Consider the following 20519-nt stretch of genomic DNA (forward strand, 5'->3'; position numbering starts at 1 on the left):
ACGCCGCGCAAGTCACTCTGGGTCGCGCAGCATGGTGGGCTCCAGCACCACGACCGTGGGCCGCGCGGGCAACGCGCGCAGCGACACCTCGAGAAACCCCTTGCCGGGGCGGGTGACGTCGAACTCTTCTCCGATGCCGACGAGGAAGCGTTCCAGCGAATAGTTGCCGAACCAGTGCATCGGGATCACCACCGAGCTGCGCAGCCGCGTGAGCACGCGGATCATCGTCGGCAGATCCAGCGTCATGCCGCCATCGACCGGGGCCATCACCACGTCGAGCCGGCCCAGCGCCGCGTACTGCGCCGGGTCGGGCTCGTGATGCAGGTGGCCCAGATGCCCGATGCAAAGCCCGGCCACCTCGAACACGAAAATCGAATTGCCGTTCTTGCGCACCGTGGCGCGGTCGTAGCCGCGCACATCGGTCGGCACGTTGCGGATCAGCATCTCGCCGAGGTCGAGGTGGTGGTCGGCGGGGGTGCCCTCGCGGTCGGCCCAGCCTTGCAGGACATTGGGGATCGCCGGGTCGGGGAAGGCGGTGAAATGGGTCTCGTGGGCGTTGTTCATCGTCACCACGTCCGGTGTCAGGCGTGCCGCCCCCAGAAAGCCGGTGAAATCGGTCGCTGCGGTCAGCCCGCCCGGAGTTTCGATCAGGAAGGTGGCGTGGCTGATGTAATTGATGCGCACCGTGTGGTCGAGCAGGGGCGCGCCATAGCTGGCAAGCTGGACGTATTCCAGCCCCGGCGCGGCGTCGGCCAGCGCGATGCAATGGCTGGGCCGGCGGTCCTGCGCCGCGGCGGGAAGGGCGAAGAGCGCAAGGACGAGGACGATCAGGCGGGTCATGGTCGGGCACCTCCTGATTTCAAGAATAGCGCAGCGGCGGGCGCTGTCACGGGCCTGTTCCGGCAGGCGACCGGCCTTCGGCTTACCCTCGACGGTTCGGGTAGTGGGTGGACACCATCACCGCGACCGTGCCCTGCGCGGTGCCGGCAGACCGGCCCTGTCGGCGCCGTTGGCCGCGGCTTCAGCCCGCGCGCAACAGCGCCGGGCGGATCAGCCGCATAACCCGGAAGGCATCGGCCGAACGCAGCAGGAAGAGGCCCCGATGGCCGCGCAGCGTCACCTGGGCCAGCGCCCGGCCCGCGGGCGAAGGAAGACGCAGAACGATGCAACGCGTGGCCTGGGTCGGCGGCACCGCAGCGGCCAATGCATCGGTTTCGGCAACTCGGTCCAGCAACTCCAGCGTCTCGGGCGAGCCGCGGCGGTCGATCATCTCTTCGCCCTGCCAAACCAGACCGGCGAGCGCGATGGCGGCCACCTCTGCGAGCGGCCCGTCCAGCGCCGGCGGCGCCACGGCCGAGGACTCGTCGTCCAGTTCTGCCGTTTCATCTGCCCCGAACAGACGCATCAGCGTGTCGGTGGTGCAGCCGATATCGGCCGCCGTACCCGGCTCGGGGCGCCCGGCGCTGATCTCCAGTGTCTCGACCTCGTCCAGCAGCGCCGTCAGCAGGCGTTTGAGCAAGCCGAATTCGTGGGTGGCCTCTTCGCTCAAGGACCGGCCGGCCAGCGCGCCGAACTGCGTCGCCAAGGACCGGGGATGGATCTGGCTGACGCGCAGCAGGCGCCGGCCGGACACGACCAGCCCGACCCGTTCGCCCCGGTCGTTGGCAAAGACCAGTTCGCGGGGCAGCACGGTGTCATCGATCTCGGCCAGGATCGGGGCGAGCCGGGCCAGCCCCTCGGAGAGGTCGCCCGCGGGCTCGTCCTCGGCCGATTTCAGCTGCGTCAGCTTCTGCCTGAGCCGTTCGGTGTCGTTCACGCCTGCACGTCCTCGCCCTTGCCCGCCGCGCCTATGCCTCGGCGATCTCCGTCAGCCCCCGGCGCAGCCGATCGAGCACCGGCTCGTAGTCGATATCGGCCGCACAGACACAGCACAGCGCCTCGTGCGGTGCCGCCGTCGACCGAAGGAATACCTGCAATTCGCCGTTGCACAAGACCATGCCTTCTTCGGGTCCCGCCGTCCCCGCGCTGGCGAACGCGACCGCGGCATCGCCATCCAAAAGCGCCTTGGCCCGCGCACAAAGCGCATCGAGCGCCTCTTGCGGCAGCCGGTCGCCGGAGCTGGCACACAGCACCAGCCGAACCGACAGGTCGATCAGCGCGACCGTTCGGCAGGTTGGAATGTCTTCTCGAAGCTCTTGAATCTGCTCGGCGATATCCATCGGCCGATCTTACCGGGCGCGACGCGCGGTTGCACGGCTTTTCCGCAGCCGTGCCCGGACGAATTCGTCCTTGGCCGGCCTCAGAATCCGTCCGAGCCGCCGGTGTCGAACGCCGTGCCGATTCTTGCGGCGGCCGGGGCTTGTGTCGGGCGTTCGGGCCGCACCGGGCGGGCGCCGTCGCGGGCGACCCGGCGGGGCTGAACGCGCTTGGGCTGAACGCTGCCGGTGGCCGGCCTTTGGTCGTCCGAGTCCGCGTCGGGACGCGCCGCGGCGCGACGGGGCGCGCTGGCAGGCGCGGCAAGCCCGGACAGGCTGTTGAGCAGATCGACGAACCGCTCGCTGAACGCCTCGGCGCCGCTTTCCATCCATTCGGCCTCGTCCTCGCGGCCCGCCATGGCGCGGGTCAGCGACACCGGCAGGCAATCGGAGAACAGGCCCTCGGTCTCGTGGCGAACCCGCGACATCACGCGGGCCTGGTCATGCTCGTTCAACAGCTTGTCGAAGCGCGTGACCAGCAGCAGGCTCTTGTCAAAAAGCTCCGGGTCCATGCTGCCCCAGACCGCCGCTTCGCTCTGGCGCCAGGCCTGGGTGGCATGGGTGCACCAGATCACCCCGTCGGCCTCATCCAGCACGTCCTGCCACTGGTCGAGCGACATGTTCGGGTCGGAAATGCCGGGCATGTCGATGAGATGGCACAGATCGAGGATATCCGCCTCGCGGTAGAGCTGGATCAGCCGTGTCTCGCTTGGCTCGATCTCGGCGATGCGGTCGAGATCGAGCGGCGTGCGTGCGCGCGCGAAATCCTCACGAAAGGCGGGTTCGGTGCCGTAGGACATCCGGACCGGGGGCAATTGCGTCGCCGTGACCTTGACCGGCAGTGGCGAGGCCCCGATCAGCAGGTTCGACAGCGTGCTCTTGCCGGCGCTGAACTCGCCCATGATGGCGATGGTGGGTTTCCTGGCGGCGACGCCGAACGGATCGCCGATACGGGCTTGATCGTGGGTCAAGCTGCATCCTCCTTGGTCTGGCCCGCGGTCACGCCGCGGCTCACCCGCTCGACGGTGGCCGAGACGGACGCAAGAGTGTCGGTCAGGATCGGGTTGCTCAGCAACAAGGGCGCCGCGCGGTCTGTCTTCGCCTGCTGGCCGGTCCGGGCGAGCATCAACTCTCGATGCTCGGCAATGAATTCGTCGAGGGTCTCGACGGCCTCTTCGCGGATCAGCTGGGCCTGTGCCCCTTTGAGGTCGCTCACGATCGGGTCGGTCTCTGCCCTGATCATCTCCTGAAAGCTTTCGGCGAAGGCGCTGTAGCCGCGCCGGCGCTGCCACCAGTTGCGCCACCAGGTGCCGCGAATATCGAGCGCGATGGTCTGGCCGATCACCACGGGCGGCGGCACGCGCGCCGGCGTCGGCGGCTCGATCCCAAGCGCCGCGTCGAGGTCCAGCGCCTTGACGTAAAGCGCGTCGATATCGGCGGCAGTGTCGGCCAGCACCTTTTTCGTTGCGCCCATCACCTTGGAGCCGAAGGCCTTGTAGGCCGACCGCAGAAGCATCCTCAGACCGGTCGGGTCGTAGGTCCAGACCGCGCGCTCGCCGTTCTTTTGCAGATGCTCGATCAGGGCGGTCGTGGCCCGGTCGAGGAAACTGCGATGCGACCGGTCGAGCCGCACGTTGTAAAGGTCGAGTTGCGCGGCGAAGGCCTCGTCCATGGCGCGGCGCCGCGCGGAGCGGATCGCCTCGAACTCGGCGATCAGGGCCGGACGTTCCATCTGCAGCGGGCGGCGGTCGGTGTTTGGCGCGCCTCCCGAATGGGCCGAGGCCCGGACACCGCGCGCAAGGTTGCCGACCTTGGCGGCCAGCCGGTTGACGGCCTCCTGCCCGGCGCCTTCGGTGATCCGCTCGGCCAGCGCCCGGTAAAGCGCCGGGACGCCGGACATCGACCAGACCGCGCCATGCGGGTCCTCTTCGACGTCTTGTTCCTCGAGGTTTTCTTCGACCCATTTCAACAGCGTCTCGCTGCTGGCCTCGGCCATCTGCTCGACGCGGCCGGTCAGTGCGTGCAGCCCCCAATAGGCGCTGCCAAAGATGATCTGCGCGTCGGCCGGGCCGTTATGTTTTTGCAGGGTGCGCTGGATGCTGTCGCGGATTTCGGGCACCTGGCTGACCGGGTCGGAAAGCTCGTCGATGCGGTTGACGAAGATGATCAGGTCGCGCGATTTGATGTTCGAGATCAGCCGGATCAGCGCCATGTCGACGGTCGACAGCGCCTGATGGGCCGAGAGCACCAGCACGCAAAGCCGGCTGTCGCGGATCGCGTGTATCGTGATCTGCTCGCGCATCAGGAAGGTGTCGTTCACACCGGGCGTGTCGCGGATGCACAGCGGCAGCGGAATCTCGGGCCGGTGCAGGTAAAGATCGGCCGTCTTGGTGATGTCGGCGAAACGGCCCTGCATATCGGCGCCGGGGTCGGCCTCGCCGAAATCGTCGCCGAGGCAGACATAGCGGGCGATCAGTTCCTCGTCGAAGCTTTGAAACGCGTGTTCCTGGCCCATCAGCAGCTCAAAGCGGCGGCCCAGCCGGCTGCTCGACTTTTCGCGCATCCGCTCGATCTGGTCGCGCACCTTGGCCATTTCCTCGTCGGCGCCGGCGCGGCTGGCCAATTCGCCGATGCGCCCGCCGTTGCGGATCAGCCGGTCCCAATCGTACCTGTCGAAAAACCGGAAGCGCGCGTTGATCGGCTCTTCCATCTGCGGCGGGTTGATGTGCAGCGACGTAACGACCGAAGTCCACGGGTTCACGTCTGCCGGCAACAGGCCCGGCCAGCCGACCATCGCGTTGACCAGCGACGTCTTGCCGGCCTTGACCTGGCCGATCATCGTCACGCTGGGCTCGATATGGTCGATCTGCCGTTCCAGCCGCTCGGCGCCCTTGCGTGTCGAGTCGTCGCCACTGCGCGACAGGGCGCTCAAAGCGCCTCTAAGTTCTTGCGTCTTATTGATGTAACCATCGAAAGCTTCGGTTCCGCTCCGAAGCAATTCGGCGTGGGGACAATGCGCGGGAGCGCGCTGACCAGCGAAAAGTCCGCTTTGATCGTTCATGACTGTCCTTCAAATGCATCGGGCATACTGACCGGACCCGACCGGACCCCAAATGGGCCCGGGATGCGTCTTTACAGGGGCGGCCTTCTGCCGGTTTCCATTACGTCGATTATCTCTCTCAAAGTGTCCATTTTGGGGCGTTCGCTAGGAAAATACGCCGAAACCGACGGCCTTTGTCAGGCAGCGAGGCCCCGGCGAAGCTGCAAAAGCAGCGTCACCGCATCGGCCGCGGCACCGACGCTGCCCTCGACTTGCAGCAAGAGCGCCATCTCGGCAGCTTCCTCGACATCCTCGGCAAAGGGGCAGTCGTCGAGTTCGGCCTCGGCGCAAAGCATGGTCAGCCGATCCAGCGTCTCGGTGCAGCTTTCCAGCACCTGCACGGCCTCGGCCTTGTCGGGGTTGTCCGAGGGGCCGGGCAGCGCCGCCGCGCCCTCGGCGAGAATGGCCAGTGCCTCGGTACGCACCTGCGGCGTGATCTCGGGTTGGGCAGGCAGGTCTTCCGGCGCCCCGTCGTCGGGGACGGGTGCGCTGTCGCCCGCCTCGGCCCCGGGCCAGTCCTCGTCGCGCGCCGGTTCCGGTTGGGCCGGTACGGGTTCGCGTGCGATGGGCTCTTCGGCGACAGGCTCTTCAAGCGCGGGCGCGGGCGGCAGCTCCGGCTCGGGCGCCTCGGCGACAGGTGTCGGGGACAGACCGGCATCGGCCATGCCCGGTACAGCGGCTGCGGCCCCGTCCTTGGCTACGCCGTCGGTCGGGGCGTGCCGGCTGAGAAACAGCAGCGCCGTGTCCAGGTCGGCTTGCCGGCCCTGGTCGACATGTTTGTAGATCGCCTTGACCAGCGCCCTCCCGCCGCTGCCGGTGAACCCGGTCTGGTCCTGTGCGCCCCTGGCCAGCGCGGCCAGCGCGTGCTCTGTCGCCACCGGGTAGACGCTGTGAAAGCTTTCGCCGACCAGCTCGGCCAGTTCGGCCAGCCGGCTGCGCAGCGCGCCGCGCCGTTGCAGCAAGTCGGCCTTGGTGAGCACGAGGAAGGAATGGTTCCTGAGCGCCTCGGGGACCAGATTCCACAAGACCGGCTCGGGGTCGGAGAAGTCCTGCGAGCACCAGAGGATCATGTCGGCGTTTTCGATCGCCTCGACGATCGCCGCGCGCTGTCCCTCGATCGAGGCATCGGCGACGATCTCGCACAGGCTCACCCGGTCGAGCACGGGCAGGGGCGCCTCGATCTCGACCCGCGCCGGTCGAAACTGCAACATGTCGGTGGGCGCCAGGCCCTCGCGGGTCTCGATCCGGCCGCCTTGGAAATGCAGGTGCGAGACGATCTTGGGCCCGCGCTTGAGCCTGAGGGTCGGATGGGCCTTGCCGGGCGGGATCACCTCGCGCCCGGCCAGCATGTTCAAAAGCTGCGACTTGCCCGACCCGGGCAGGCCGATCAGCGCCACCCGAACCGGGTTGGACAGCCGTCGCACCAGGCGCCTGGCGCCCTCGCGCGCCGCGGGTGGCAGGCGGCCGGTATCGAGCGCCGCCTCCAATGCGCTTAGAACCATGTCGGGGCGCGGCGGAAAGGTCATCGCGGATCTCCGCGTGCAGAGGACAGGCGCCGGGGCCGGAACAGCGCGCCGAGCCGCTGGAACCAGCGGGCGACCATCAGTTCGAGCGACCGCGCCTCGACCGGGGCGGCCGCGGCGTTGCGTGGCCCGGCATCGGCCAGGCACATGTGGCGCGGCGCAAGCACCCGGATCACCGAAAGCGCGACATTGTCCTGTTCGGGATCGTCGAGGGATTCGACGGCGAGCAGCAGACGATGCGCGATCTCGGCGCTGTCCATATGCGCATGACTGCGCAGGAAACTCTGCAACTGGCGGCGGGTCAGCGTTTCTATCCCGTCGCTGGCCACCAGCAGGATATCGCCGTCGGTCAGTTGCAGCGGGGTCGTCGGCAGGTCCATCCGTTCGATATTGCCGCCGCCCACGACCGAGGTCAGGCAGTCGCGGTCGGGGTGCCAGCGCCCGGCGGCTTCTGTCATCTGCCCCGTTCTCACCATCAGGTCGATCTGGGGCGCCAGCGAATGTACCTCGTTCAGGCGCGTCAACTGTCCCGCGCGAAACAGGTAGAGCGGCGAGTCGCCGACCGACACCCAGAATGCCCGGTCGCGCATCAGCGCCAGCGCCACCAGCGTTGTGCCCATGCCGCGCATCCCGGCATGTTCGCGCACTTGCCGCGCAATGCACGCGTTGGCCGACAGCGCAGCCGCGCGCAGCGCCGCCGGCGCCTGACGGCGGAAGCTCGCGACGTTCGTGCTGCGGAACTTGAGCTCGCTCAGCACCTCGGTCACGGCGATCTTGCTGGCGAATTCGCCCGCCGCGTGGCCGCCCATGCCGTCGGCCAGCACCGCAAAGCCCACATCGGCCCCGATCGGCGCATCGACGAGCAAAGCGTCCTCCTGATTGTCTCGCCGGCCCTGGCTTACGGCGGACGCGACATCAAAGCGGATGTCAGGACAAAAGCGCGTCATCAGCGGGCTCGGCCGACTCTGCGGCCCAATCGAAGTCGGACCCGCAGAACGCGACGAAACGAAGTGTGGTTTCGCCGATGCGGATCAAATCATTACCGGAAATTTCCTCGGTGCTCAGCACCGGACGATCGTTGAGACGCACGATGTTTACCTTGCCGCCATGGCCCAGGAAAAACTTCCGCTGTTCGCTGTCATAGGCCAAAAGCGCGTGGTTGCTGCGCGAGATGGTGTCGTCGCCGAAATCGAGGCGCACGGCCTGATCCTCGCCACGCCCGATCTGCGACACACCGCTGTAAAGGGTGAACGAGGCGCCGCGCCCCGGCCCTTTCATCACGACCAGCCAGCCAACCGGGAATCGCGCATCGGCCGAACGGTCGGCGGCGTCCTTGGCGGCGAAAGGGTCGGCCTGGTCGCCATTCTGGTGGTCGAACCCCAGCAGCCGGGTCTTGACCCGGCCACCGCGGCGGTCGGCGCGGCCGGTGAGCGGGGTCGGGATATCGAGCGGCGCATCGCCGGCCATCGGCTCGTCCGGCTCGGCGACGGTGCGGGGCGCGCGCTGGCGCAGGCTCTCGGCATCGGGCGCGGTCAGGCTCTGACGCAGCCCGGCCAATTCGCCGTGAGCCTCGTGATCGACGCGGCGCTCGCTTCGCGACATCGCACTCTGAAAGGGCTGCTCGGCCGCGGCGAAACGGTCGCCGCCACGCGGCCGGGGCGCGACCATGTCGGGCATCTGCTCGGGCTCCGGTTCATCCTCTTGCGGCTCGGGCTCGAACCGCCACGCGAAACGGTCGCCGTAGTCGGAATCGTCGGTCTCGGCCTCCGGCGTGGACATGCGCAGGTCGTCCTCCTGCTCCTTGGCCCGGTCGCGCTGCGCGGCGCTCTGTCGAAAGAGCTTCATGTCCCTATCCTTTTTCCTCGGTTATGTCCGTAGCCAGTTGCCGGCCCTGAAATTCAAACCCAGACCGGCCAGCAGAAGGCTGATCGGCCCGCGGCGCGCGCCAACGGCGGCGCCGGCATCGTCCTGGGCTCCGTCGGGCGGCAGCAGCACCACCTCGGGACCCTTCCTCGCATCGCCATTGCGCATCATGGCCGGCATGCCGGTTCCATCAGCCGATCCGCGGCCGGCAATGCCGGCGAGGTCTTCGTCGCAATCCTCTTCGAGTTGCCATTCGAAGAAGACCTTCTTGCGTTTCTGCGGCTTGGCGGTTTTCGCCGCCGCCTGCCGGGCGCGGGCCGCCTCAAGCCTCTGCGCCTCGGCCACTGCTCGGTTTGTCTCTTGCACGAGTTCCGAGATCGCTTTGGCCATTTCCTTGTCGTGCCGGGCCCGTGCGGCGACGATCTTTTCCCGTTGCCGCGGGTCGATCGCCGACAGCCATTCCCGCGCGCTTTGCGGCCGGTTGGCCGGCTTGACCGCCAGAGCCTTGTCGATGGCGGCCAGGAAATCGAGGTTATAGGCGGCGTAGTTGCCCGCCAGCGGGCGCAGCGGGTCGGGCTCGTTTGCGGCGAGCGCGGCCAGGCGCAGTTGGCTGTTGGGCGGCGGATCGCCGGTGATCAGGTGATAAAAGGTGGCGGCCAGCGAGTAGAGGTCGCCCGACGGCCCCTGATCGGCGCCCGCGATGTAGAATTCCTGGGGCGAATAGCCGTCCTTGACCACATGCAGCGACGACAGCACGCGGCTGGCGCGGCTGGCACTTTCGCGCGCGGCGCCGAAATCGATCAGCACCGGGTTGCCCTGCGGGTCGATCAGGATGTTGTCGGGGGCGATATCGCGGTGCAGCAGGTTCTGGTCGTGGATAAAGGCCACCGCGTCGAGCAGGCGCATGAGCAATGTCTGCACCTCAAGCGGCGCCAGTACGTCATCGCTGGCCTCGATCAGGTCGTTGAGGTCGAGCCCCTCGATGTAGTCGAGCGCCATGTAGGCGGTGCCGTTATCCTCAAAGACCTGGTGCACCCCGACGACGCCCTCGTGGTCGAGCCGGGCCAGCCGCCGCGCCTCGTTGACGAAGAGCCTGACAACCGCGCGGAATTCGTCCTGCCGCGTCTGAGACCGGGCGCAGACCACATCGTCGCGCCGGCCGCAAAGCGTGGCCGGAAAGCATTCCTTGATGACCACGATCCGGTTGAGGCTGTCGCGCGCGAGATAGGTCAGCGCAAAGCCGCCGGAGTTCAGAAACCGCTCGATTCGGTACTGCCCGTGGAACAGATACGTCCCGGGCACGAGCTCTTCAGAAAAGCTCTCGGCAGGTGCATTATCCCCTTGCAGGCTTGCCTCGGTCGTCGGTTCCACGTTTTCAGTCCCCAGATGGCTCGGCACTCCGAATGGGATGCCGCCTGCGGACAAACGTCGTGAAAGACTGTGGCCAAATCATGGTGTCATTCGGGAAATGTTGGAATGCAGACGGGGTGGCGGCCCCGGCAGGCCGGGCCGCGGGATGCGGTTAATCACATGAAAATGCTGGCGAAAGCGGCTGGATGCGCGCGTCGGCGCTGGCCGGGCAAAGCGCCCCGGGCGGGCATTGCCAACGGTGCCGCGCCCGGTCGCCATTGCGCCCGCGCCCCCTGCCCCACGATGGCGAAAAGAGGGCGCAGACCCCGCGCGGCGCTCAGTTGCCGCCGCGGGCCAGGCTGACCTCTGCACGGCCCTTGTGCTTGGACGCGTAAAGCGCGGCATCGGCATCGCGCAGGACCCGTTCGGCATCGGGGCGGTCGTAAAAGATCGACAAGGTGGCCCCGATGCTGGCCGACACGCGGCACAACGTCCCGTCAAAGGGCATGGGCCGCTCCAGCCGGGCGATGATCCGCCGGGCGATTGCGGTCAGCCGCGCGGCATCGGCCAGCCCGTCGAAGAGCACCAGGAACTCGTCGCCCCCCACCCGCGACACGGTGTCAGCGGTGCGGGTTTCCTCCAGCAGGATGCGCCCGACCTCCTGCAGGACATGGTCGCCCGCGGCATGGCCCAGCGAGTCGTTGACCTGCTTGAAGTGGTCCAGATCGAGATGCATCAGCCCGAAGGGCCGGGCCGCCGCCACCATCTGCGCGAGCGCACCGTCCATGGCGCGACGGTTGCGCAGGCCGGTCAGCGTGTCGGTGACCGCGCGTTCTTCGGCGTCGATGCGCGCGCCGTTCAGGCGGCGGTTGAGGCGCTTGTATTCCTCCATCACCGCCGTCTTGGCCTCGACCAGATAAAGCATCTCTACGGCCAGGTCGGTGGGGGCGAAATCCTGAAGCGTCAGGTCGAATCGGCTGACCGCCTCGACCACCGAAAGGCCCAGCGACAGGTCCAGCACGGCACCGCCGCCGGCCGGCAGCGACACCGCCTGCCCCTTGAACCGCAGGTCGGGCGCCGCGGTGAGGCGCACCTCCAGCCGCTGCCCGTCAAGCAGCAGCAGCTCTGCCAAGCTCCGCACCGGGCGCGGCTTGCGCACCTCCAGCACCTCCTCCATCGGGCGTCCGGCCAGCGCGCCGCCGCCAAGTTTGCGCACCTTGCGCCCGGCATGGACGATCCGCCCCGCGGGGTTGAGCCACAGGTGCATCGGCATCAGCCGGTCGAGCGCCCGGCCCGAGAGGCCGATCACCCGGCCGTCGCTAGCGGGCACCCTCACGCCCGCCCCAGCGCAAAGGCCCGCCCCTCGGCAAAGCGCGAGTCGAGCAGGGTAATCATGATGTGTTCGGGCGCCCCCGTCTCGGGCTCCAGCAAGACAAGCGCGCCGTAATCGTCCGCCATCGCCCTGAGCACGCCCATCACCAATGGCGCCGCCCAGGGCATGTGCCAGGCGCTGACCAGCGTGAAGCGCCCACCGTCGTGGGCCACCAGCGTCAATTCGGGCAGATCGAGCTCGGGCACGGCCAGCCGCGCGCGGCCCGCCAGATCGTCGAGCGAATGCAGAAACTCTAGAAACGTCTCGCCGCCAAAGCGCAACAACCGGCGCAGCCCCTCGCGCGTGGGATGTGAAACGAGGTAGGTGCCCAGATCCTCCAGCACCATGTCGCGCGGCTTGTCGAGATACGCCTGCAGCGCGTCGAGCACGCGCTCGGTCAGCGCGTCTTCATAGCTCAACAGCGCCTCGAACCCCTCCGGCCCCACACCCGCGGCCTCGGCCACCCTGCGCCAGGCCGGCGCGCCGTAGGTATCCTGAACAAAACATTGGATCGACCGGTTGATCAGCCCGTGCATCCCACCCGTCCCGTGAAAATTCTCGGGACGAGCCTAGGGCCGCGACCGTTAACAAATCGCCAAGCCGTTCAGCGGCCGAAAAACACCTCGCCGCCCTCCACCGACAATGCGTTCAGCGGCACCGGGTGCAACGTCACCTCGCCGGCCAGAATCGCGTCGATCACCGCGCCGGGATTGGTGTAGATGGCGCCGTCCTTCAGGATCTCGGGTGCGCGGAAGGCGTAGCCGGCGCCGTCTTCGGTGGCGAAATATCCGCGCAACATCAGACCGCCGCGCCCGGTAAAGGCTGCCAGCACCGCCTCGGTGCCCGCCCGCGCGCCCGACAGCTCGGCCATCAGCATCACGCAACCCGGATTGCCGGCGGGCGTGCGCCGGGTGCAGCTTTGGGAAATCTGTTCCAGCTCCCACAGGCGCAGGCTGTCCAGCAGCCCCTCGGGCAACGCCGCGCCCTCGGGACGCACCGGCAGGCGCTCGGCGATCCGCGCGGCCAACGCCGCGGCATCGTCCACCTCGCCCCGGCGTTCGAAGGCATAACGGGTTTCGGCCTCGTCGAGATCGGCCAGCCGCGCGGCCAGATCCGCGGCCTCGGGGTGGTCGGTCATCGCCGCGATCCGGTCAAGCCCCGCACGCCCCGCGCGGCCCCACTCGCGCCCCATCGACCAGAGGTCGATATCCTCGGCCGACACCGCGCCAGCCTCCAGCCGGGCGATCTGGTTTGCCACAGAAATGCGCTGAACGTCGAAAACCGGCGTGAACCAGGCCAGGCCCGCGGCCAGGCCCGCCAGCGCCATCACGACGTTGGCCCGGCGGATGCGCCCGGCCCAATTGCGCCGCAGCAGCACCGCACCGGCATAGGCCAGCCCATAACCCAGCGCCAGCACCGACAGAGCCGCCGCGCCCAGCCGGTCCGGGCTCAGCCCGTATTGCGCGACCCTCAGCCAGACCGCATAGCCGGCCAGCGCCGCCAGCGCCGGCAAGAGCAGCGCCAGCGCCTGACAGGCCCAGCGCATCACGCGGTTGCGCACCTGCCGGTCGTCGCGCGCATCGAGCGCGGTCGAGACCAGCGTCGCCGCACCCGCCGCCATCGCCAACAGCACCGCCGCCGCAGAGAGGCTGCCAAAAAGATCCGACAGGCCCCTGAGCGGCAGCGCGCCGAGAAACACCGCGACCACCACCAGCACCACCGGCAGCAACAGCCGCAGAAGCCGCAGGATGAGATAGGGCGAGACATAGCCCGACAGCTCGTTGACCACGGCCAGTGCCAGCCCCAGCGTCAAGCCGCTCAGCAGATAGGGCACCTCCTCGCGGTCCAGAAGTCGTTCGATGATGTCGATGCCCACCAGTTCGAACAGCGCGTTGGACAGGAAAAGCACCGCCCAGACCAGCCCGACGAACAGCCACGCCGCGGCGAAGCGCACGACGATCATCCAGGATTGGTGGAACAGCGTCGGGTAATGCGACCAGCGCGTGCCGGGGCCGAGCGCCGCGATCAGGAAGGGCAGCGGCAGGAAGACCAGAAGCGCGAAGATGAAGACCGGATGACCCGTGTCGAGATAGGCCGAGACGGTCTCGAACCGCTCGCTCGCCGAGGTCAAGAGCCCTGCCAGCGGCAACGCCAGACCCGCCGAGGCCAAGAGCGCCCTGACCATCGGCAAAGGCCCCGAGAGCGCCAACGCCGGCACGAAGAAGGCAAAGCCCAGCCCGCCGACAAACAGCAGTTGCCGCGGCGCGTCGGCCCATTGCTCGGGCAACACTTCGGCCAGCAGCCACGCGGCCGCCCCGGCCAGAAACCCCAGAAGCCCGAGCCCCGCCCGGGCCCAGAATGGCGATTCCAGTTGCATGTGCCTGCGCCTTTTCCTGCCTCGCGCCGGTTTCCGGCGATTGGGCCGAGCTTAACCTGCGCGCCGACGACGCTCTAGGGGGCGGATCAGAAATCCGTGGGCGCGCCGCCCTCGGCCTTGCGGCGGGCGACGAACGCTTCCAGTTCCTCGCGGATGCCGTCGTCCATCGGCGGCGCCTCGAAGCCGTCGACGATTCGGCGAAAGAGGGCATGTGCGCGTTCCGGCGTCCAGACCGCGCCTTTCTGCGTCCACGCCTCGTAATTGGTCCAGTCGCTGAGGAAAGGCTGGTAGAACGCGGTGGCAAAGCGCGCCTCGGTATGGGGGATGCCGAAGTAATGCCCGCCGCCGCCCACCTCTGCAATCGCATCGACGGCGATGTCGTCGGGCGTGGTCGCGCATATCTCGGGCTCGAAATAGCGCTGGATCTGCTGGATGATCTCGCAATCCATCACGAATTTCTCGGGGCTGGCGATCAGCCCGCCCTCCAGCCAGCCGGCGGCGTGATAGACCATGTTGGCACCGGCCTGCACCGCCGACCACAGCGCGTTGGAGGTTTCCCACATCGCCTGCCCGTCGGGCACGTTGGCCGCGCAGGAGCCCGAGGCGCGCAGCGGCAACCCGTAAAACCGCGCCATCTGCCCAGCCATCTGCGTGGCGCGCATGTATTCCGGCGTGCCGAAGGCCGGCGCGCCCGATTTCATGTCGACGTTGGAGGTGAAGGTGCCGAAGGCGCAGGGCGCGCCTGGGCGGATCGCCTGCGCCAGCGCCACCGCCGACAGCGCCTCGGCCAGCGACAGCGCCACCGCGCCTGCCATCGTGACCGGCGCCATCGCCCCGGCCAGCGTGAACGGCGTGACCACCAGCGCCTGCCCGGCGCGGGCGCAGCGCATCCAGCCGTCCAGCATCGGGTAGTCGTGCTTGAGCGGCGAGGTCGAGTTGATGTTGGTATACATGTGCGGCGTCGCCGCGAACGCCTCGCGGCTGCGCCCGGCCGCGATTCGCACCATCTCCATCACGTCCTCGACCCGCTCGGCCCCCAGGCTGTAGGCATGGGGCACCTTGTCGGTCAGCGTCAGCTTGTCATAGAGAATGTCGAGATGGCGCACCGAGGGGTGCACATCCACCGGCTCGACCGGGTAGCCCCCGGCGATATGGATGCAGTTGAAGGACTGCGTGAGCTTTAGCAGATCGCGGCACCGCGCGCGGGTGCCGGGCACCTTGCCGGTGGTGATGTCCCAGTAACTCGGCGGCGACGAGACGTTGACGAAGACCATGTTCCGACCGCCGATTGTCACCTGGCGGTCGCGGTTGCGCGGCGTGATGGTGAAGCTTGCCGGCGCCTTTGCGACCATCTCCATGACGAAGTCGCGCCCCATGCGGACGGTTTCGTCCGTTACAGAACAGCCGGCCTTTTTCAGCACCTCCCGCGCCCCGGGGTGGAGAAACGCGATGCCGATCTCTTCGAGGATGCGCATCGCACCGTCATGGACGGCCCCGACGCCTGCCTCGTCCAGCGGCTCTGTCGGCCGGTCGGTGTTGAGCGGGATGCGCCAGGGGCTCTGGGCCAGCACCGCCCCGCCCGTCCGCTGCGCCCGCCCCGCCCGCCCGCCGGCCCTGCGCCGCCGTTGGCCTGCGTCTTGCATGGAGACCTCCCTCGGATGTCCCCTCACCAGACACGAAGGCGGCGCGCCGCTTCCGGCCCGAATGCGACCATATGCGTCGTTTTTGCCGGGTCTCAGGCGGCGCGGCGCGCGAGAAAGGCCGGCAGGTGGCCGATATCGGGCACCACCGCATCGGCGAGGTCGGCAAGGTCCGCGGCCTCGGCCGGGCCGGTCAGCACGCCCAGCGTGGCCATGCCCGCAGCGCGCCCCGCGGCCAGATCGTGGCGGCTGTCGCCCACCATCACCACCTCGGCCGGCGCCCGCCCCACCGCCGCGGCAAAGGCCAAGAGCGGCCCCGGCGCAGGCTTGGCGCCGTGGCCGCTATCGCAGCCGGCGATGAAATCGAACCGTCCGGCGACGCCCGCCGCGGCCAGATGCGCGCGCGCTACCGCCTCGGCATCGTTGGTGGCCACCCCGAGGGCCAGGCCCCGCCCCGCCAGCGCGTCGAGCAGCGGGGCCAGCGGCACCGCCTCGCAAAGCGGCGCGCGCGCGGCGGCGGAGTTCATCCGCGCGGCCAGCCCCGCCGGGGACATGCCCGGCAGGTGGGGCAACAAAAGCTCGACCGCCACCTCGGGTGTGCCGGCAATGACCGGGCTGTCTGGGTGGTAGCGTCCGGTTTGCATATCGAACCCCACCGCCCGGCCCAACGACGCCGCGCGCGCCGGCTCACCCTCGGCCAGCTCGCTGAGAAAGCCTTGCGCCCAGGCCCCCCATGTCGCGTTGAAATCGAAAAGCGTGCCGTCCTTGTCGAACAGCACGGCGGTGATCCGGCTCATCTTCGCCTCTTCGCTCAGGTCCAGTGCATGACGGCGCCGCCGGGCAGCGCCGCGCGGGCCTGCATCGCCGCCGCGCCGGACAGCCCTTCGCCGTCGGCGAAGGCGATGACCCAGGCATCGTCCATCAGGATGAAATCCAGCACCGAGGCCAGGAACGCGGGCTCGGCCGCGCGGGCGCGCAAATCCTCGGCCCCCGCCCCGGTCGCCCCCAGAAAGACCGGCAGCAGCTCTTCGTTGCCCGCCAGCCAGCCAAGCGCCCTCAGCGCGATGGTTTCCGCCTCGTCCTGCCGCATCCTCGCCCCTCGATCCGAGCCGCTGAAACACTCTGTTAACAAATCCTGTCCAGAAATGAACGCGAACGCAATCGCGACCTATGGCGCGGGGAGACAGGCAAATGCCTGGACGCATCCTGGTGGTGGACGACCTGGCCACAAACCGAATCATGATGAAGGTGCACCTCGCCGACGCGCATTACGATGTCTTGCAGGCCGCGGGCGGGCGGGCCGCGCTGGACATCGCCCGGCGCGAGGCGCCCGATCTGATCCTGCTCGACATGATGATGCCCGACCTTGATGGCATCAGCGTCTGCGAACGGCTGCGCGCCGATCCGGCAACAGCGGAAATTCCGATCATCATCGTGACCGCCGCCACCGATGCCCGATCGCGGCTCAGGGCGCTGGCGGCGGGGGCTGACGACTTTCTTTCGCGCCCGCTGGACGAGTTGATCCTGCTGGCGCGGGTCCGCAGCCTGCTGCGCGCCCGCGAAACCGCGCAAGAGCTGGCGCTGCGCGACGGCACCGAGCGGCTGTTGGGCTTTTCCGAGCCCGCGCAGGGCTTTGCCCCGCCGGGCCGCATCGCGTTGGTGGCCGCGCGGGCCGAAACCGCCGCGGGGTGGCAGGCGGCGCTGGCCGGGCGGCTGACCGACCGGATCGTGCCGATGACACGGGCCGAGGCGCTCAGCCCCGACCCGGGCCACGCGGTGCCCGATCTCTTCGTGATCGAGGGCGACCTTGGCGGACCCGGCGGCGGCCTGCGCCTGCTGACCGAGCTGCGTTCGCGCAGCGAAACGCGCCACGCGGCGGTGCTGATCGTGCTGCCGCCCACGGCGCGCGAGACCGCGGCGATGGCGCTGGACCTGGGCGCCAACGACCTGATGACCGCGCCGCTGGACGGTGCCGAACTGGCGCTGAGGCTGAAGGCCCAGATGGCCCGCAAGCGCCAGGCCGACCGGCTGCGCGACACCCTGCGCGACGGTCTGCGGATGGCCGCCACCGATCCGCTGACAGGGCTCTTCAACCGCCGCTACGCGTTGCCCCACCTCGCCCGCATCGCCGAGCGCGCGGACCGGACCGGGCGCCGGTTTGCCGTGCTGCTGCTCGATCTCGACAGGTTCAAGGCGGTCAACGACCGGCATGGCCATGCCGCCGGCGACGCGGTGCTCGTGGCGGTGGCGCAGCGGTTGCGCGACAACCTGCGCGCGGTCGACCTGGTGGCGCGGTTCGGCGGAGAGGAATTCCTGGTCGCCCTGCCCGACACCGACGCGACCGCCGCCTGCGCCGCTGCCGAGCGGCTGCGGCGGGTGATCGGTGCGGCGCCGGTGGCCCTGCCGGGCGGCGGCGACCTGCAGGTCAGCGCCAGCATCGGCGTTGCGATGGGCGGCGCCGAGGCCGGCACCGTCTCCGCGCTGATCGAGGCCGCCGATGCCGCGCTCTACCGGGCCAAGTCCGCCGGGCGCGACCGTGTTGACGGCCCGGCCACCGACTAGACCCGGTTCACCGCCGCGGCGGGCCCCGGCGCAGCACCTGTTCCAACCGGTCGGCAAAGGCGGCCCGCTCGTCGGGGCTCATCTGCGCCATACGGTCCAGCAACAGCCCCCGCGTGATCGTCAAATGATCGGAAATCCGCTCGCTTTGCGACGTGAGCACCGCCTCGACCCGGCCCACCTCGAACGGCTCGGACCGGAGCGCCGACAGCACTTCGTCAAAGCCCGCGCGCACTGCCTGGCGGTTTTGGCGCCCTTGCGGCCATGACCTTCGCAACTCCTGGCGCAGGGCCGCGCGGTCTTCGTCATCGAGCGCCCGCGAATAGGGGCCGACCTCGGCAAAACGGTCGCCACGCCGGTCATGGCCGAAATCGTGCCGGTGGCTCAGCAAACCGCCCAGAACGATGCCTGCGACCATCAGGTTCAGCGCAAGGCTGATGCCCAGCGCGATGCGGCCCCAGGGCCAGCCCTTCTTCGGCGTCTCGCTATCGCCCTGCGCCATGCTCAGCCCTCCTGCAGGTAAAGATCGGCCGTCGGCACCAGGTCGACGAGGTCATAACCCTGGGTGCCCAGCCAGCCCGCGGTCAGCGTTTCCAGTTCGGCCGGGGCGCTGTAGCCGATCCAGAGCCCGGCCAGCCCCGCCGTGGCGAGCCCGCCCAGGGCCGGCCACCCGCCGAGCCCGGCAAGCGCCGACATCGCGGCCGACCTCAGCCGGCGCCGGCGCCGGGGCACCACCTGCCGCGCGCGCGGCCTCTCGGCCTCGGCATCGGCGAGAATGCGCGCCATCAGCGCCGCAGAGGGCTCCGGCGCGTCCGCGCGGGCGGCGCGGAACATCCGGTCCAGGTCGCTCTCAAGGCTCGGATCGTCAGTCATCGTCATACCCCAATTCACTGCGCCGCCCGGCCAGGTCGGCCGCCAGCGCCCTCTTGCCCCGCGCGGTCAGGCTTTCCACCGCCTCGGTGCCGATCTCCATCACGTCCGCGATCTCGGGGTTCGACAACCCTTCGAGATGGCGCAGCACCACCGCTTGGCGCTGCCGCTCGGGCAGCCGCATCAAGGCGGCCTCCAGCGCCCGGGTGCGCGCCGCTTGCTGCATCCGTGCCTCGGCGCCGGGCGCGCCGTCCGCGGGCTCGGGCACCGCGTCCAGCGCTTGTGCGCGCGCCTTTCGCAGCCGGTCGATGCACAGGTTCGACACCACCCGGTACAGCCAGGTCGAGATCCGCGCCTCGCCCGTCCGCCACCCCGGCGCGGCGCGCCAGAGCCTCAGCATCGCCTCCTGCGTGACGTCCTCGGCCTCGGCCGGATCGCCCAGCATTCGCGCCGCAACCCGCAGCGCCATCGGCGCCAGCCGCGCGGTCAGGGCCTGCGCCGCCGCACGCTCGCCCCGCCCGTAGGCGACGAGCAGCGCCTCGTCCGAAGCAGCTTCGACAACGTCCTTGGCCATGACCATCCTGTCGCGGGCTTACTCTTTGCAGGGCCGGGCGTCCATCGCCCGCACCCTGCCGAACCTCGCCGGCAGGGCGCGGCACCCAAGGCTTACCGGTCGCTCGGCGCACCATTGCGCATCGGCCCGGCACGGTTGCCGAACCGCTCCATCGCCGCGTCGAACTCGTCCTTCGAGAGCGACCCGTCGCCATCGGCATCGGCGCGGTCGAAAAGACGCCCGGGCCCGGGGCGCGTCGTCATCTCCTCGACGCTCAACAGCCCGTCGCCATCGGTGTCCAGCCATTCGACCATGCGCTCGGCCCGCGCCTGGCGCTGTTCGTCGCTAAGCCCCGGGTCGCCGAAAAAGCCGCCCTGACCCATGGGCCCAGCCTGGCCCATCATACCGCCTCGGCCCATCTGGCCGCCCTGGCCCATCTGGCCGCCTCGGCCCTGCATGTCGCCACGCGTCATGCCGTAGCCTTGCATGTCGCCACGCATCATGCCGTGCCCTTGCATCATGCCGTGCCCGTGCATCATGCCGCGACCCTGCCCCTGCGGGCCCATACAGCCCTGGTCGCCGCGGCCCTGGTACCTGCCCCGGCCGTCGTCCCAGCCCGAGGCCTTGACAACCCCCGGCGCGGCCCCAGCGGCCCAGGCGCCACGGCGCAGACCGCGCGCCTCGGCCCCGGTCACGTAGCCGTCGCCGTCGGCATCGGCCGTGGCAAACCGGGCCTCGGCTCCGGCCTTGAACTCTTCGGCCGACAAAGCGCCGTCGCCATCGGCATCAAGCGTCGCAAAGGGCAGCGCCCCGCGCCGCCGGGCGTTGGCCTCGTCCTCGGTCAGCTTGCCGTCATTGTCGGCGTCGAGCCGGTCGAAGGCGGCCGCCGCCGGCACGGCGAATTCCGCTTGGGAAATCCGCCCGTCGCCGTCGGTGTCGATGCCGGCGATCCCGCGCTGCATCCAGCTGCCCTGCGCAGCAGCCAGCCCCGGAAGCATCAGCACAAGCGCCGAGGCCGCGGTCAGTCGAAGCAATCCAGTCATCTCGTCTCTCCTGT

At 69.2% G+C, this 20519-nt stretch carries 20 protein-coding genes; 1 reads left to right on the plus strand and 19 read right to left on the minus strand.

Annotation, left to right across the window (positions count from 1 at the left end):
• Positions 1-12: 12 nt before the first annotated feature.
• The 15 genes from Ga0609869_RS02445 to Ga0609869_RS02515 all read right to left on the minus strand — a co-directional run bounded on the left by Ga0609869_RS02445 (position 13) and on the right by Ga0609869_RS02515 (position 16570).
• Positions 13-840: an MBL fold metallo-hydrolase gene (locus Ga0609869_RS02445; protein WP_125408122.1), complete on the minus strand. Its 828-nt coding sequence runs from the start codon at positions 838-840 to the stop codon at positions 13-15.
• Between the two features lie 181 nt (positions 841-1021).
• Positions 1022-1816 (minus strand): hypothetical protein, encoded by a 795-nt coding sequence (locus Ga0609869_RS02450; protein ID WP_125408120.1) that lies wholly within the window; start codon positions 1814-1816, stop codon positions 1022-1024.
• Between the two features lie 31 nt (positions 1817-1847).
• Entirely contained in the window at positions 1848-2219 is a 372-nt protein-coding gene (locus Ga0609869_RS02455; protein WP_125408118.1) for a hypothetical protein, read from the minus strand.
• A gap of 80 nt (positions 2220-2299) precedes the next feature.
• Positions 2300-3226 carry a dynamin family protein gene (locus Ga0609869_RS02460; RefSeq protein ID WP_245972398.1) on the minus strand — a complete coding sequence of 309 codons (927 nt, stop codon included), beginning with the start codon at positions 3224-3226 and terminating at the stop codon, positions 2300-2302.
• A complete protein-coding gene (locus tag Ga0609869_RS02465) occupies positions 3223-5187 on the minus strand; it encodes a dynamin family protein (protein WP_170168864.1) in 1965 nt (654 codons plus the stop codon). The genes Ga0609869_RS02460 and Ga0609869_RS02465 overlap by 4 nt, the downstream gene beginning before the upstream one ends.
• A 305-nt stretch (positions 5188-5492) precedes the next feature.
• Positions 5493-6881 (minus strand): P-loop NTPase family protein, encoded by a 1389-nt coding sequence (locus Ga0609869_RS02470; protein WP_125408114.1) that lies wholly within the window; start codon positions 6879-6881, stop codon positions 5493-5495.
• Positions 6878-7744 (minus strand): protein phosphatase 2C domain-containing protein, encoded by an 867-nt coding sequence (locus Ga0609869_RS02475; protein WP_170168863.1) that lies wholly within the window; start codon positions 7742-7744, stop codon positions 6878-6880. The genes Ga0609869_RS02470 and Ga0609869_RS02475 overlap by 4 nt, the downstream gene beginning before the upstream one ends.
• A gap of 61 nt (positions 7745-7805) precedes the next feature.
• Positions 7806-8723 (minus strand): FHA domain-containing protein, encoded by a 918-nt coding sequence (locus Ga0609869_RS02480; protein ID WP_125408110.1) that lies wholly within the window; start codon positions 8721-8723, stop codon positions 7806-7808.
• Positions 8724-8744: 21 nt separating this feature from the next.
• Positions 8745-10043, minus strand: coding sequence for a serine/threonine-protein kinase (locus Ga0609869_RS02485; protein ID WP_245972397.1), 1299 nt, complete (start codon positions 10041-10043; stop codon positions 8745-8747).
• A 385-nt stretch (positions 10044-10428) separates the two neighbouring features.
• Positions 10429-11427, minus strand: a complete 999-nt coding sequence (locus Ga0609869_RS02490; protein WP_245972394.1) for a GGDEF domain-containing protein — start codon at positions 11425-11427, stop codon at positions 10429-10431.
• On the minus strand, positions 11424-11999 hold the full coding sequence (locus Ga0609869_RS02495) for a heme NO-binding domain-containing protein (protein WP_125408108.1): 576 nt from the start codon (positions 11997-11999) through the stop codon (positions 11424-11426). The genes Ga0609869_RS02490 and Ga0609869_RS02495 overlap by 4 nt, the downstream gene beginning before the upstream one ends.
• Before the next feature lie 68 nt (positions 12000-12067).
• Positions 12068-13840 carry a DUF4153 domain-containing protein gene (locus tag Ga0609869_RS02500; protein WP_125408106.1) on the minus strand — a complete coding sequence of 591 codons (1773 nt, stop codon included), beginning with the start codon at positions 13838-13840 and terminating at the stop codon, positions 12068-12070.
• Between the two features lie 86 nt (positions 13841-13926).
• Positions 13927-15483 (minus strand): trimethylamine methyltransferase family protein, encoded by a 1557-nt coding sequence (locus tag Ga0609869_RS02505; RefSeq protein WP_125408104.1) that lies wholly within the window; start codon positions 15481-15483, stop codon positions 13927-13929.
• 92 nt (positions 15484-15575) lie between these two features.
• Positions 15576-16277 carry an HAD family hydrolase gene (locus Ga0609869_RS02510; RefSeq protein ID WP_125408102.1) on the minus strand — a complete coding sequence of 234 codons (702 nt, stop codon included), beginning with the start codon at positions 16275-16277 and terminating at the stop codon, positions 15576-15578.
• A gap of 14 nt (positions 16278-16291) precedes the next feature.
• Positions 16292-16570 (minus strand): DUF3572 domain-containing protein, encoded by a 279-nt coding sequence (locus tag Ga0609869_RS02515; protein WP_125408100.1) that lies wholly within the window; start codon positions 16568-16570, stop codon positions 16292-16294.
• A 101-nt stretch (positions 16571-16671) separates the two neighbouring features.
• Here Ga0609869_RS02515 and Ga0609869_RS02520 point away from each other — a divergent pair, with 101 nt between their 5' ends.
• The gene (locus Ga0609869_RS02520) at positions 16672-18042 is read left to right on the plus strand and encodes a diguanylate cyclase (protein ID WP_125408098.1); all 1371 of its coding nucleotides are present in this window, start codon (positions 16672-16674) and stop codon (positions 18040-18042) included.
• A 7-nt stretch (positions 18043-18049) separates the two neighbouring features.
• On the opposite strand, the gene Ga0609869_RS02525 is transcribed toward Ga0609869_RS02520, so the two are convergent.
• From Ga0609869_RS02525 to Ga0609869_RS02540, 4 genes are all read right to left on the minus strand, one after another.
• Complete coding sequence (locus Ga0609869_RS02525) at positions 18050-18541, minus strand: periplasmic heavy metal sensor (protein ID WP_125408096.1); 492 nt, start codon at positions 18539-18541, stop codon at positions 18050-18052.
• A gap of 2 nt (positions 18542-18543) precedes the next feature.
• Positions 18544-18912, minus strand: a complete 369-nt coding sequence (locus Ga0609869_RS02530; protein WP_125408094.1) for a dihydroorotate dehydrogenase — start codon at positions 18910-18912, stop codon at positions 18544-18546.
• Positions 18905-19489 carry an RNA polymerase sigma factor gene (locus tag Ga0609869_RS02535; RefSeq protein ID WP_125408092.1) on the minus strand — a complete coding sequence of 195 codons (585 nt, stop codon included), beginning with the start codon at positions 19487-19489 and terminating at the stop codon, positions 18905-18907. The genes Ga0609869_RS02530 and Ga0609869_RS02535 overlap by 8 nt, the downstream gene beginning before the upstream one ends.
• An 86-nt stretch (positions 19490-19575) precedes the next feature.
• Positions 19576-20505, minus strand: coding sequence for an EF-hand domain-containing protein (locus tag Ga0609869_RS02540; RefSeq protein ID WP_125408090.1), 930 nt, complete (start codon positions 20503-20505; stop codon positions 19576-19578).
• Positions 20506-20519: the final 14 nt, after the last annotated feature.

The sequence above is a fragment of the Rhodovulum iodosum genome (genome assembly GCF_041020385.1).
GTDB classification, from domain to species: Bacteria; Pseudomonadota; Alphaproteobacteria; order Rhodobacterales; family Rhodobacteraceae; genus Rhodovulum; species Rhodovulum iodosum.